Genomic DNA, 16,698 nt, shown 5'->3' with positions numbered 1-16,698 from the left:
TCAATAGGCAATGGCCATGGCCTGCCGTGGGTTTATGGTTTAGTTCTATTGATTTTATTCTTTATTTCACCAGTATTGATTTTATCTCGCTTAGGTCGCCTACCCAGCCGTTGTCGAAGCGGATGCGGACGGCGTAGTTGTAGAGAACGTTGGCTTGAATATCTGAATCACTGAAATCAGTTATCTCAGAGGATAGTGTTTTGAAATATCTCAATGGACCTCCCCCCGATGATCTTTGAATTTCTATTTTGTATTCATAGGAATCTAATGCTTCATTTATCTGAACGTTCCATGTTAAATGAGCTTCTTGATTAATTGTTTTTACACTTAAAATTTCGATCAGCGCCATTTCATTATTAAATGGCCAGTCCAGTGTCAGGATTTTTGAATTATCTGAAATATTACCACTATTATCTATTGCCTGCAAATAATAGGAGTATGTTTGGCCAATTTCCAAAGAATCAACATCCAAATAACTCTCCACAAAAGGCAGTAAGCTATCAATTTGAATCCATTCGATTTCATCCACACTCCTCCAAAGGGTTTGAAATGCAACATCTGAACTAGGACTTTTTTTCCAATTAAGCGATAAATTAGTTGATGAATTATTTCCATAAAACTCGTAAGGCGGAATTGGAGGATTGTAATCCAGCCTTTGGACTTCTACTATATCGGTGATTCTACCTTTATTATAAGAACGATCCTGCGCACGCACACAATAGTATATTTTCTTAGTCAATGTTTCTGTGTCCAAATAATAGGTGTAGGAATTGTCAGTCAATATATCAACATTTACCGGAGTCATTTCATCTTCGGGATCATTACTCCAATAAAGCCAGTATCCCATAACATCGGAGGAAGTGCTATGCTCCCATGCAATAGTCACATAACTGTTAGAGTCCAGACTTGCGGCAATAACTTTCGGAGGTTCGGGAGCCGTTAGGTCAGGAACAACGACTAGTGTTGGCAGACTTTCACTTACATTTCCATTGGCATCATGGCTAGCTATTTTGAAATAAAATGCTCTATTGGTATCAATTCCTTTTATGGGGAAGCTGTAATTGACCGTTGTGGTGGCTAGTGGTTCACTAATAGCAGAAAACATCCCATCTTTTTCATCACTTAACAACACTTGATAATGACTGATATCCGAGTACTGCTCCTCGGAAATATCCCATTCTAAAATAATACGTTCTTCATTCCGTATATAATCGGTATAGGCTATATCTACTGGAAGCGGAGGCGTTTTGTCCACCGCTATTCCAGTAACTTCTGCCGGGGGGCTTTTATCACCGAAACTGTCGTATCCATAAAGTCTGTAATATGCCTTTTGATAATTCTCTACGCTATCGACAAAAGAGTATTCCAACAGCCTCATCCCATTCGTTTCCATAAATACCAGCGGAGCAGAAGTAATATTTTGATAGCTCTTACCGTCCATGGACTTTTCGATCATATAAGAAGAATATCGTTCCCTGTTTTCATTTATGGACCATGTCAATTTCACACTATTTTCCAATGACTCACTTTGTAATCGCTCAGGAGCTTTAAGTGCCTCAGCCCCTGGATAAATAGTAACCTTACCAGCATCCCATAAATCTTCAATCCCTTCCGTACCTATCAGGTAGATATAAGTACTATCTTTTTCTATGTTCTTATCTACATATCTGAAACCCAGAATATCCGCAGCCAGTGGAGATCTTTCTGCTGCAAAAAGGGCAAAACCTAAGTTGTTCTCAAATATTGAATTTTGTTCATAAAGTGACTTATCATTCGTTTTATGCTCGTTCATACCGTACAACAAACCAGCAGCAAGCATGGCCATGCTATCATGACTTATGGCTTCGGTTATTGCTTCCTCTGGCCATGGCTTAATTACCTCCACCGTTTCATAAGTCCTGCCATCAGTAGATCGGAGGATTGAAAAACCTTCTTCTTTGGCAGTCTCCCAAAGTTTTGCGTCATTGAGTCCCCAGCGAAGTACTATGCTATCTCCATAAGATTTACCGATAGCCTTGATAAATGACCGGGGACTCGGATTTGCTTTGGCATACATCTGAGAAAGGGAGAGGTCATTAGGGTGTTCAAATTCCAGAACTAAATCTTCAGGAGCGGTTTTATATTCAAAATACACATTGCTGATTTCTATACTTTGATAGGCACCTTCTCTTACACTATTCACCTCGTAGCGATACCGCTTTCCTTCTTCTACAAGTGTATCCAGGTACCCTAAACCTAAAGCGGAAGCAATTTCAAAGTAGTTCGACACTTCTTCCATAATATAGTTGTACTTCATTTCTTTTTCATCCAACAGATCATTGGGCGGGAACTGAAAAAGCGTGTCGTAGAGGAGGCCGCCTATTGGCTCCAGGATAGGGTGAGCACTTTGGTCTAATTGGGAAAACCAAAGGCTATCTTTTGGATTCGAATTGCTCAGTAAAGAAAGCTCATTCCCAGCAGTTCCATCTGCCGACAATTCAGTTCTCACAAGCGTATAACCATCCTCAAAGTTATCCATCCAAATTCCACTTGCGGTCGGAATCCAAATTATTTCAATACCCTTATCAACAGTTTTTGCTTCCAGGAAAAGGCTCTGCCCCTGTGAGTTTCCACTCAAAGCTCCTATCATAAAGAGAGCACCAAAAAAGCTCTTCATAATTTGCTTAGGAATCATATTCATAGATTTTTTTATTTTTCTGCTTGCAATAAAATTTCTTTGACTTGTCCAAATTCTTCCCGGGCGGTTCACTATTTTTGGATTTCTTTCAATAGCATCAGATAATTACTTTTATCCTCTTTTTCAAAATTTTCCTTGTCCTTCCAATGGAGGTTACTGCCGTCTTCCTTCAAATATTTACCGGCTGAGTTAGTGATATAATAACCTTCACCGCTTTTTATGAGCCATAAGTATAGTGGTTTATCAGATGGCTGCATGCCTGAATTTTCAATACCCAGGTAGCCCCTATTATTATCTGAACTTTCCAGACTGACCTGCCCGTCTGAATATTTCCTTACAATGAATGGTTCTGTTTTATCCTTATGATATTTCATATGATAAAACATATAAGAGTTCCCTGTATAAATAACCCCCCTGCTATCACTTTGCGAAACAAAATCTTTGGCCAGGTATATTCCGTACGTCTTACCATCCTCAAAGTCAAGCTGCGGCACAGCACTGGAAGGTTCATATTTCTTCCCACCTTCCGGATTTTTGAAATAAAATATATCCCGACCATCTAGATAATGAAATTCATCGTTGCTTCTCCACTCAAAAGTTTTTTTGGTCGGATCCAGGTTTAAATACTCACCATCTCCATTGTAAATACTGTATCCCTGACCCGTTGGCAAAAGCTTTATTCTTGCTGGCGTTTTGGATATTCTTACTTTTTTTTCGCCACCAGCAGTATAGAAATAAGATAAAAAACCCTGCAAATATTCAAACTTTGCATCCATATCCAGCTCCATATAGAAGGTATTATAGCCTGCATCCCGGAGAATGAACTTCCTGTAACCAGGTTCCGAAGTATTAGTTGCAACAACATTACTATTGCTTTGACTGTAAGTGTGAATTTGCCAATTTTCAGTATGGCCTAACTGATCAAGCTGTCCTTCTTCATACTGATAACCGTTGTAAAATTCATAGGTAGCATCTACGAGTAAACCTGAATCTTTTTTCTCAACTTTTTCCAAGGCAAACAGATACCTGCTATCCTCAATATCACTAGCCTTCTCTTTCCAGATAAGGTTTTCAGTCTTGTCATTGTAAAACAGGAACAGATCATTATAGTGACCAACAAATTCTTTTAATACAATATAATAGGCCCCAGAAGCATGCTCCCTAAACTCTACATTTGGGATATAATCACTTTCCGTAGATCGAAGCGAATTTGAAGAAAATTGATCTTTGCTAAGGAATATCCCAGTACCACCCTCAAATATTAAGGTATTCCCGCGGTAGTGTTTCTCCATCCTCCATCTAAATGCATCGACTTTTTTAGATTTTTCCACGCCGTAGGCATCCCCCTTCCGACCGACATACAGACCTTGATCGTACTCGTACATTGACCTCATGTTAAAGGTAGTTCCTCGCACCAATTCGATAGTTTCAACTGTTTCGATATCATCATATGACCCTGGCTCCTCAAAAATGAACAGATAGTTATCCATATCTGTATCCGCTGACTTTTCACTCCAAACCAAATATTCCTGATTGGGGTCATAGGTCAGGAAGAGCTTATCATTCTTTTGCTGTCTGATAAAATAAGCTCCAGACAAATGCCTTTCCAGTATTAATTCAGAATTTGGAACAATACCAAGTCTCAAGTCTGCAAATTGAGAACTTTCGGAATACAGATAAATGTCCTTTTCAGGAGAATAGAGATCGAATGAACCAGAACCAGACAATCCGGAAAGCTTCCATATGGCCGGTTCATTTCCATCGGATTGTTTAAACTTAGCCGTTGCACGAGGGCTGTTTCCTGAAGATATCATTACAATCCTTTCTTCATCGTAATCTTTTTTGGTCCTGATAGTATAAAGAACATCCCGTTTGAGCTCTACATCAAAAATAGATTCAGGTAATTTTTCGAAAATGAAAATAAACCGATCATCAAACAGTGCATGCTTTGAAACTGAAGAAGTACTGAACCATAAGAAAGCCTTCTCTTTGGAATTGTAGTACAAGTAATGACCGAAATTCTGGATATAATATCCTCCACCAGGAGCATCAGACAAGGTTATTTTTGAATAAGTGCTTGTGGCAACTACCTTTTGTTGAACACCTCCAAGCATAGCAGAATTTCTATTACTCTGTAGCACCTTTTCCTCTCCTGATATATCGTAATCTTCATCGTTAAGGTAAGTCCATGCTGTATTGGGATTCTCTCCGGTTTTAACTACTGCATCATAATCTCTCTGACCGTAATCATTGACTCCCCCTTCTATCAGGTCAAGGTATACCTTGTTGGAATTCTCTCTGTATTTTGAGGATAAGAAATAGAAATCACCACTCTCAGGGTTTTTACTATTAATATTAGAAACCTCTTTTGCTTTATGCAATTTGAACTTAAACCTGTAGTTGCTTTCCGTTGGGATCACTTCAGAACTCTTCCAACCAAGCCTGCCATCCTCTTTTATATAGGCAAATCCATCGAAACCATGAATTACAAATGTTTTAGGCTCTACTTCAATAAGCTCAACTTCATCTTTATCTAAAACATCTGATCCTGTACCTGGATTTAATTCATAAGCCTGTAAATCCATATTCTTCAGGAATCCTATAGTACCTTCAAATATAGGCACCATCCGACCATCACCCTTAGTCAGCTTCCAGGCGAATCCTGGCCTATTACTTCCAACCTCAATTTCTTTGGAAAGATCACCACCACTGACTTCAACATTACCTATGTACTTCGTATCCGAGCTGTTTTCCAATTGGATGCTATAGATTTCATCGAATTCTAATGCCGGCTTTGGTTTTTTCCTGTATTTTTCAAAAACAAATGACGTATGGTGATTTTCGGCTTCTTTCAATAATAAATTACCATCCTCTACTCTCATTATTTCAGAAGGCTCCCCAAATTTCCTACTTAGTTGGTATCCATCCATACATTGACTTAGCTTAAAATTCGTTCCATCAAATAAATATTGTAGCGTATGCTTATTGAATATTCTGAATGCATCTCCGGATGGCACTAAGACCCATTCGGCTATTTTTTTCTGAACCTCTCCTTGATTTATAGATACATTGGTGCTGCTTGATTCCCATTCGAGATATCCGAGATGCCTATTATCAACTGGCAGGTTTGACACTGCTTTGATCAAAAATGTATAGTTTTTATAATCATCTGGTGGTGATGCTGAAGTCAAGCATTGCTTTACATCTCCCATCTTTTCGAATTTCAAAGCAGTAACCGGATACTTTGTCCACTCTATACTGCCCGTATTATTGATACTTAAGTAGGTATTCTCCACATAATTCAAGATCACATAGCTATCAGGCCTGTCTTTAACCTGTTGTATTCTAATGGCTGATTGGATACCTAAAGAGACGGTATTATGAAAGGCGTCTGTGAGGTAAACATTATCACCACTAGCTTTCTTGAATCCCCATAAAAATTCATTTTGTTTTGCATATACACTTGAGGTTCCGATTGTATTATTCTCTGAAAGCGACAAATATTTATTTGCCCCTTTACCTTCAGGGTCATTTACTATTATTCTGTACACATAATCAGAATTCATTCTTTCGGTACTATTTTCAACCAACTCCAGCTTTGGCCGCATTTCTTCAAATTCTACTACCCAATTGGGTAATCCATTCATATTGAAGGATTCTTCCAATTGATTGATACACTGGCCTAATGGGTATCCATTTCCGACAGGGCTATAGTCATTTCGGGCAGCCAGCACATAAGCTTTCCCTGACTTAAATATTTGCCAATGCCCCGTAGCACTGATATGGAAAGGGTTAAGCAACAAACCTGTAGATACATTATTGATATCGTATGCGTTTTTGATACGGCTGCCTGAACTGTTTTGTTTTTCCACCTTTTCAAAAACCCACTCTTCATCAAAGGTGTAGGATGGATTGTTTACAGGCCGTAAAGAACTTACTCTTCCATTCCCCGCAACATCTTTAATAAAGCTGAAAGGAGTACTTACCGTTTTATCTTCCGCATGTTTTATCTTAATTCTATAGACTTTTGATTCGTCTATATGTACCTCTGAATCAAGATCTGCTTTGGCATAAATATGCTCGACAGGAGAATCATCAGAAAAAATCTCTTCGTGCGTAACTTTTCGCTTTATAACAGTTATCAAGAGATCTGAAATGGTTAGTTCTCCTTGTTTTACTTCAATGGTCAAAACTTTATCCCCCCATGGGTTTTCATTTGACCATTCATTACTGTAAGTAAACGCATGTGTTACCAAGTCATTACTACTTGGAGACAACATGGTATCCAATATGACTTCATCATCAAGCTTCAATATTACTTGATTGTTAGAGTATATACAATCATATTTGAAGTCAACCTTGGCATTTATTTGTTTTCCCCTTGCTGTACTTCTAACCTTGTATTTCACCCATTCATCTTTCCTTAGGACAATATTTTTCGTGTCTTGATCTTGCTTTACTTGTACGCCCTCATTGGTTCTATAGTCTCCTGGTTGCATATTGCTAGTATGATATGCTACCTCTTGGCCCCCCCAGCAATATTTACCCACCTCTATAGTACCAGGTATCGGATGTAAAAAACCCTCATAAGCTATGGCTAGCAAATCCGGTTGGTTCTTTAACAAATCGTATCTTTCCACCGCTGTTTTCAGATCAGACACTTCAGATTTTATTCCGTAGGACCCAGGTTTGGGGCTATCCCTATCATAAAAAGAATATCGAATCATCTTATCCATGCCCTCAAAAGAAAGATAGATATCCGCTTTCTCAAATGAACTTGTCCAAGTGCGAGTACTTATTTTTGATAGTAGCTTTTCCAAAGAAAGTTTTTCCTTATTTCTTCCAATTTCAGGAGTAAGATGAGCCTGTTGATCCTCTATTCGAATTCCATTTTTATTCTGAAAATAATGAAAGATGGCTCTTGCAGGCCCATAATACATGGCCATTTGCATCATCCCGGACCTGTCCTCTCCCATTACAATAGCTCGGGTAAGCTTTGGGAGATAACCACTTTTTTTGTTAGTTATAATTCCAGTTTGTCCTCCACTTCTACTTTTCAGAATAACAAGGTCTATGTCAACTTCATTTTTTCCACTAACCACAACATCAGATTTGACGGGGGCAGAACCACCAATTTCATGAACCGGGACTAAATTAAAAGACACGTTCCTGCCGCTTTGAGTCTCTTCATCCATAGTACTCCAGCGATCGACAACCGGGAACGACAGCGTGCTTCCTTTGTGGTTGTTTTTTCGATAACCTAATTTATACTTATTGTTTTCAATAATTCCTTGCCTAATAAGAGCATTTTCGCTTCCATCATTAATATTGATATCAATAATATATTGACCAAGTTTGTAAGCGAAAATTTCATCATTATAGCCTATTTTTGATCGAGAATATTCCACCCCCCAGTGTTCTCTGTAATTTTCATCTGCGTTGATTGTGCCCTCTGAGTATTCTGCATCATCATCCCACGGAGCATTAACGCCAAGTGTGGTTTCTTCTTCCTTTGTTTTATAAGTGACCATTTCAGTTGAAGCAATATCATGTAACACCCTCCATTGGTTCGCCTGGATCCTTCCGGTTATATTTTGATAAAGTAAGCCATAGGAACGGGGTTTAAAGGTCTGCTGGTCGGGAGATCTGGGGTCTCTGTCCTCATTAATTTCCATGCTAGATTCAAGTATTTTTCCTGCCTTTATTTCCGTTCCACTCAACAAATCCATTTGAGGGGGTATATGAAAGGCGTAATGCCATGGATTGCCGACATTATCTTTGACCTCATTGTAAGGTTTCAATACTTCTCTGAGGTACTCTTTTCTAGAGGTTGACTGGTTAAATCTTGCCGAGGTTACGTCTTTAAATTTAGGGTTGTTCAGATATCTATCCAGATAATGCCTATGGAGTTCTCCTACTTTATATAGATTGAGTTTATTGGCGAAATCAGTATCATCAGGAGCGTTGTTGATATGGGCATTTTTGGTTATCCGAATTAGATCATACCGGTCAAAGCCTTCGTCGGCATTGATGGCAAAGTAGTCATCTTTAGTTTGAAACGCTGAAGCTAGTTCAGAGTCCCACACACTATAATGGTAAGAAAGTACAGCCTCCTTAGGGTGGCTCATATCCACCCGGGGTAGGATGGACTCTACGAATTGGTAAGTGGAGTTTTCAAGTTTTTCCGCGAGGCTGTTGTATTTGCTCTTTGCGAAATTATAGGAAAACAACACCTTCGTGCTGTCTGCCAATATTTCATTGATGGTGTTGTCCAGTTTTTTAAGGTTTATTTTAACCTCATTTTTCGTTGGTCCACCGGTCGTTTCAAACGTACCAGACTGTGTATCCTCTAATTCGGAAGAGGCTGCAATAGCAGAGGGTCTTTCCGGTCTTCGCACCAGGTCCAATCTGTATACGATTCCATTTTTGACCATATGGCTCCTATTATCCAACTCTGGAAAAGTAACTTCCTGGGTAGAACCATTTCTATAATCTGTTATAGATGGAATAGTAAATTCTTTGTTCTTTCCATAAGAGATCTCACCATATACCGGGACCTTGAAAGGAGTTCTTGCCGGATAGCTCACCACAGGCACTTCAAATTCTTCCAAGCCAGGTTCACTTACTTCCGGGGTAAATTTTGCTACGTATTCGTATCTAAATTCTTGCCCGTCTTTAGAAAAAGTAGGCGGGAATAAGGCTGTAATATTAGGATCATTCGTATTGAATTTTAAATGGGGATCAGCATAGCCTGCATGCCAGTATCTCTGTTTATTTCCTGGAGTGAGGCTCTCCACCATTTCTAACCGTATCTCATCAGGAAACTTAGCTGTAGTGGTAAAAGTAATTCTCTTTTCTTCTATTATAGTTTCCCCATTATAAACCAAAGGCACATAAGTACCATCCTCTTCTTTGTCAACTGTCCATACCCCTTTGACATATAATTCGTATGTAGTATTCAGATCCAGATAAGAACCACTAAGTTTTAGGCTTGCCCCAAAGTTGTCATTGTCAAGAATTTGTGTAGTTTGGACTACTTTGCCTGTCTTGGTATTGGTAATCCTAAACTCTTTCAGTCTTGCTTTATAATTATCATAATCTGTAACCTCCCCCTTATCATTGTAATTAGGGAACGAAATGGTGCTATTCAGCCTCCAATTGGTTTTGAGTTGTGGGATAACAAAAACCTCTTCGAGTTGATTTTTGTCAACTCCCGATGGCGTAACACTTTGAATGAGTGGGATACCAATAACTACGGGTGCTGATGCCAATGACTCACATTGCGATCCTGCCTCAAATTTATAATTGAAACTGCCGTCCAACATACCATTGAGTACGCTGTAATGTCCCTTGATAAAACCATGTATGTAAGAAGGATTGGGCAACATCGCCTGGACGACTGCGGCCAATTGAGCATCGAATATGTTTATTGTCCCACTTTTAAATTTCAAATCATACTCGAGGTTAACCCGCGCTTTGCCAAATGCATACGCCTGGCCTTTAGCATACCATCCATTCAGACCAATTCCGTCTTGTGACTCGCCACATTTTATATTTTGGGAGCTGAAATCCATCATGGCTATGTCGAATCCAGCTTTACCAGCCACATATCCGCTCAACGGACCTAAATTGCCTTCGGCTTTCATCTCTACAACTGCTCCCATCACAAAGCCATTACCGGATTTGGAGAAATCAGGAACCCGCTTTGGTGTATCTTTAAAGTCTACACTTTTATTCCAGGTTGGCAACAACTTGTCTATTGGGGGAATACCATCTACATCATACCCAGCTTGCAGATAAAACTTCAGTGCAAGATCATCGCTTATTTTAGGGAATTTCACTGCGGCATAGTCTAACGTGGAACCCGTATTTCCAGTCCAGCTTCCTAACTTAAAGGCCCATCTGGCTTTGTCTTTCCAGGTAACCCCAAAAATGGCTTCCATATTTTCAAGCTTGAAAAGTGGTTTGTGACCTTTACTTAAAGCAGCCATTTGCTCTCTCTCTTCCTTATTCAGCTCAGCAACATCCTTAAAAATTCTCTTTCTTTCCTGCGGGTCACCTGCATCATGGGGTTGAGTGAGTATCGCTCTTCTTCCCTTCTCAAAATCTTTTCCTTTTTTTTCTTTTACAATCTTTACGTGTGGATAGGAAGCTTCTACTAACATGGATCCATTAACTTCACTATTTTTGTGGTCATACTTTATAGAGGCCGCTAATTTAGCTACAAAATCGTCGCGCCGTTCTGCAATGGACTCAGGCATCATATATCCATTTCCATCCAATTGCACGTAGGATAGCCCATAAGTTCTAGCGTTGTTTTTTTCCAGGCCCAGCCGAAGGGTCAGATCCGCGGCAAATGATTGTTGGACATTGGGTGTGTTTGGTTGTATGCTTCCGATCAGGGATATATTACCCCCAACGGCACCTTGGTTAGGCCGGTAGGAAATGCCCGTAAAACTCTTACCAGGTTTTAACATGTCATCATCAATGGTACACAGATCATTATCCGGGTAGTCATTGGCTTCTTTTACGGAACCATCGATTTCGTCATTGGGACCGCCACCGCTGGCTTGCCCGCTTGTTTTGAACAGATATTCTGTAGGTTCGATATCCATGTTATAGAGAAAACCTCCACCTCCTCCTACCACGTAAAATGCAGGAGAGGAAGGGGGTATGGGAATACCTGAGGGGAAAGTAGCTTCCAGATCAATAAAGAAATACCTGTACTTCTCCTGATTCCCTGTTTCCTCCAGAATCCCGGTTTCAGGATTTATAAGTTTTTCAACTTTAGCATCAACTATGTCCCACCTGGTGTTACCGTACTGACCTATTGCTTTTACATTGACACCGGCAACCGTGACATCCAGCCCTGCCTTGAATCCGGAACCCCATTTAGAATTTACGGAACCATCCTTTGCAGTCTGAAAGTCCCCTGCACTTGGATTTGCATCATCTGTTAATATATTCAGACCGCCTTTAAATTTAACAGGGCCCAGCTCCCCATCTATCAAAAAACATCCTATATCAAATCCGTCGATGGAGAATCCGCCTTTATTGAAATTGACGATAATGTGGAGGTTCGTTTCCGCTTTCACACCTGCTGTTTCACCCGATTCTTTTGTGTCGTCATCTGGCATCAGGTTGATGGCTACAGGTAAGACGAAACGGTATTTGGTTTCTGCTACTTGTTTTTTTCCACCTGAATCCGTCAATTTAACAGTACCATCATCATTGAGCTCATCTTTGAATGCCTGAAAACAAGAAAACTTCATTCCCTCTCCAATCGTTAGTGGAAATCCTTGCAAACTTCCTTCAAATTCCGATTCTGCTTTATTATTAAGCGATCCAATGACGCCCCACGTACCAAAGTTGATGGATTTTATCCCACTGAATACAATTTGATCCTGACTGCCTGCCCCGGTACAGTTGGTAGCATCATCCGGGCTGTTTATTTTAAGGTTTTCATACTCAAACAGGTCATAGAAAAACTCAATTTCGTTAGCCACTTTCACTATCTGGTCTGGCAAATTAAATCGTTCCGGCGTTCCTTTAGTCCAATAGATGCCGGCTGTTCCACTCATGGTTGCTTGTACTTCCATTTCGCCATTTCCATCATTGTAATCCAGTACCAATTCTGAACCGGCTTTCAGTTTCATACCCAGCGTTGGTATTACTGCGGAATGATAAATGGCTTCTTCTATTGGGTCGAAGTAAAGATTGGCACGCGGGTGAAATTTTTTCCTGCTTTGTGCATATTCCAGTGTTCCGCTAAAACCTACCCACCCAGATGTGAAATCTGGCATAACCAGCTTTTTGATGTCATGTTTACCCTTAGGTGGGTCACCATCAAAAATGGGTACTAAAGTATTACCTTTTAGATAAACGCCTTGCACCTGGTCTGATCCATCTCCACTTCCCGGTAATAGTTCCAGTTTATTATTTACAAAATTAAAATCAACCTGAGTCAGGTCATATTTCCAGCCTCCTAAAAGAGCCCCTTTAGTTCTGAGGAGCGGATCTTTTTTAGCGTATAATTTATTCAATCCTTTTTCCAGATCATATACTACATCCTTTATGGGAAGTTTTAGACCAACTGTTTCATTTTTACCTTTTTCAGCGTTGAATTCAGACATTTTAAAACCATCCAATTCGAATTCCATTTGTTTAAAAACAATCCCTCTGAATGATGGAGGACGTTTTGCCCCACCTATGGACACCATATCATCTTTTTTAGCACGGGTATCGTCATAATCGATAAAAGCTGAAAAGGAAGACTCGTCACCAGGATAAAAAACAACCTGAGGCGCATTTTTTGAGGAAAAATTCCAATCAGCCTTACTATCAAGGGGAGCAATAAACTTGCTTAATGAGTGCCCTGAGTCAGCGTCTTTTGTATTGATGGTAAAAGGAAATTTTACTTGATCAACACCACTTTCCCTGATAACATCTGCCCCTTTTTTAAACTGGGCACTTGATAATTTGTAATAGATTTTGACCTTTTCCATTTTGGTATCCGAGAAGAATGGCCAGAATTCAGCTTTTACATTAAAATACTTGAACCCTCCACAATCAATTCGCACAAAACTTCCTTCTGCATCATCATCCAAACCATTACTCTTATTGTATAAAAAGGTATCATCCCCCGTTTCAAACCGAACATCATCCTCCAAATGGAAATACATATCCGACATATCGATATGGTTGGTGGAAAACGTAATGGAATCCTCCTTAAAGATCAGATAGGTCGAAGCATCCAATTCGTACAACATAGTCAATTCCATAAGACCTTTTACACCTGCAGAAGGTATATCCACACCTGAAATGAATAATTTTGACTTATCCGGAAGGGTTCCTCTGATTCCTAATTGCGATAAACGGTTCGTAATATTAATGGGCCAATCCCCCGAACCGCTATAGATGTTCTTTGCATTTTGGCTGGTAACTTCACTGGTAGCTTTATACCGACCGGAAGACTGAGTTACTGCAATAGTCTCTGCCTGACCACCCGAAGTTTTCAAAAAAGGAAGCACCAGCTTATTATTTTCAATTTGCATATTACCGCTACCGGAAAATTCACTCTCCGCCACACAAGAACAACTCGTCTCCGTGACTTCTATATCCAACCCCTTTGCTCTCAATTTATCCCCCGGATCGTCATAAAAAAGCTTCATAAGAGCAAATGGGGTCGACCCCCTAAAAGCTTCTCCGCCGCCGCCGCCATTAAGACCTGGCAAACCACTATTTCCAGAGTAAGTATCCGCCCAGGCCGTAATAGCAATATCTTTAAAATTGTGCACTAGGTGTATTTTCAAACCGAGTTCTTCCTGATTATTATTCAGGGGATTATGTACCAGTTCTGCATAGGAAATGTCAAAACTGAGTTCGCCAATCTGAGCTTTCCCCTGGCCGCCATAACCCAAAGTATATCTTTCGGATAGTTCCGCATAAGGATCCACTTCCAGATTCGTCAATTTGAGGTTATTGATTTTTAGATCCAGGTTCTCCACATCGAGTGCCTGTCGCAATTTGGTCAACAGTTCCGGATCATCCCCTACAACGGCTTTTAGGGCCTCTGCCACCTCATCAGCAGATAATTCAAGAGATAATTCGCCACTGAACCTCCCTCGGGGATAAAGTAATTTTTCTCCTCCCAGATCTTTGATCTCCAGTTGTACTTGACTGCTTTCATCCAGTTTGAACTGGCTGTACCAAAGATACATGTTATAGGTTCCGGGTTTGACATTCAGTTCCAATGTTGGGTTGCTGTTACCACTAGCGTATAAAAAACCGGAATAATCAAATGTCTCTGAAAATAATGGCGCTCTTAACCGGCCTTTCACTTCTGTCCCGGCCGTGCTGCTGTGCTCAATATTAAGAGCCAAAGTGTCCACGCTATAAGACCATTTGTCAACAACTCCTTCATCCAGTGACAATAAGCCGGTCTGAAAAAAATGACCTTCGGATACATCATCGTTATCGATGAAAAGGTTTCCATTTTCCAAAACGATAGGTTCGCTTTTCAGAAAATTGAATTTTTCCGGTATCCGAGCCTTTGCCTCCGTCAATGCCAGCCCTCTTTGAGCATTACTTGCATCACCTCGGGCAGTCTCCCATTGCTCTCCCCTTCTGATTACAGATAGGTTCAAATAACCTTTATCAGCAGAAAAAACGATATCATCAATTCCCTTGATCAGGAAATCCGGAAGCGCCTTTACTTCGCCTTTAAACCGCTCGGTTATTTCACCCTTTTTGGCAGGCTCAAGCAGGATAATTCCCTGGTCAGCTTCACGAACAGCTACCTTCTGAGCTATATTCAAACTGGCCTGGGTCTCCAATGGCCCTGCTCCTTCACAATCACAGTCCATCTTTACATCCGTCGTAATTCTTCGGGATAACTCAATGGACTCCATCACTTTTTCAAAAGACTCGGCAGCCCCTTCATTGAGTGCCACCAAATATGATCCATTCTTCACACCATAAGGTGTCGCCTGCACGGCCGTAGCGGCAAAACGCATCTGATTATTCCCTTGCTCCCCTTTCCAGGAAACGAGGTTGATAAAGGCATTTCTCGGTGTAAAATATATGCCAATGACAGATACCAGCGGCATATCCAATTGATCCATGGCAATCGGCAGGTTATACCCGGTCGGATCAGCAAGGTTCATGCTGGATGTCAAACGGGTGACTCCATTGCCTGAAGCGAAAAAATCGTCGAGATCATTGACATAATTTTCGTTGATGGTAGTGGGAACCAATTCGGCCTGCAATTGCACCTTATCCAACGCAAATGGCTGGTCCACCACAGCTTTCACTTCCTCCACCTCAAAAACACGCATATCACTATTCACCTTCAATCCCGAAAACGCCACATTCACATAAGCATTGAACATCGGAATGCGTACTTTCCCTTTTCCATTAAATCCTTGCGCTCCACCGGTTGCCTCCATAATTTCCATCGTAAAATACCCCAAAGCGACCAGGTCTGTTTCCACCAAAGGCGTGGAAATGGGCTCCGTATTGGAAATCGGACCGTAATCGGTATTGAATACTTCACAACCCGTCGGAGAAGGATTATTAAATGAGGAAATATCCAGCCCTGGTTTTTCCCCTTCGTAATACATGAAGGTGCATATTTCGCTGTAGCCGCTATTTTGGAACAACTTACTTGTAGGGTGCATCATGGAATAGGCCTTTACCCGCCAGGCGTACAATTTGCCGGAGATGAGCTGCGGCTCAGCCTGGGTGTAAATCAAAGACGGCGTCATGGTGGTGGTCTGGTACACCTCCAGCGCGCTTTCAAAAGCATCATTGGCATTGTAGGTGCCGTCGGGCAACTGTACCATTTCAAATTTATATTCTACGGCACCGGGAGCATTGGAGCTTCCCAGGTGCATGGGCTGCCAGGTAAAAAGCTGATTCTGCGTTTCGGGGAATTCCAGCAATTCTCCGCAGGAAGGCAGGATGGGCTGTGGCGGCTGGTTGAGCACGAAACTTCCCTGCACACAAAATTTATTGGAAACGGGTACATTTCTCTCCACACCGTAAACCTGTAAGCATATCTGGTTGAATCCTTCGGGGATTTCGATAGAACCCGTACCTGTATTTTGGGGGCCTGTAAGATTGACATTGTTTAGGTAGTCCTGCAACATACTCCCGTCGATCTGCATCATCTGGAACTGCGATAAGGTGATCGGCGGTGCTATGTAATTGGGATCGGTGATGTAAAGTACTTCTCCATTGCGCTCAATACTGAGTTCGAGCCTCACCTGAAGGGAAGGTTCCACAGGGTCGTTGAGCATAGCGTTAAAAAACAGGTCCTGAGGCCGGTCTGCTCCATAAACACCGAGGTCCAGCGACCTGGGTGGGATCATGGCTCCGGTGAGCTGCACAGGCCAGACCGATTGGGCCACAACATCACTTATTACAAACAATACAAAAAGAAGGGTTAGGATTCGTTTACTTGTAATCATTACAGGTTAATTATGATTAATTGATAAGTATTTTTTTTAATAACATTCGAC

2 protein-coding genes are annotated in these 16,698 nt (G+C 40.9%); both read right to left on the bottom strand.

Annotated features, from left to right (window positions below; all coding sequences use genetic code 11):
- Positions 1-61: 61 nt before the first annotated feature.
- Positions 62-2,674, bottom strand: coding sequence for a fibronectin type III domain-containing protein (locus H6571_16730; GenBank protein MCB9325386.1), 2,613 nt, complete (start codon positions 2,672-2,674; stop codon positions 62-64).
- A 74-nt stretch (positions 2,675-2,748) separates the two neighbouring features.
- On the bottom strand, positions 2,749-16,647 hold the full coding sequence (locus H6571_16725) for a hypothetical protein (GenBank protein ID MCB9325385.1): 13,899 nt from the start codon (positions 16,645-16,647) through the stop codon (positions 2,749-2,751).
- Between the last annotated feature and the right edge of the window lie 51 nt (positions 16,648-16,698).

The sequence above is a fragment of the Lewinellaceae bacterium genome (genome assembly GCA_020636105.1).
In the GTDB taxonomy this organism is placed as follows: domain Bacteria; phylum Bacteroidota; class Bacteroidia; order Chitinophagales; family Saprospiraceae; genus BCD1.
This window is presented reverse-complemented; position numbering and strand designations above follow the sequence as displayed.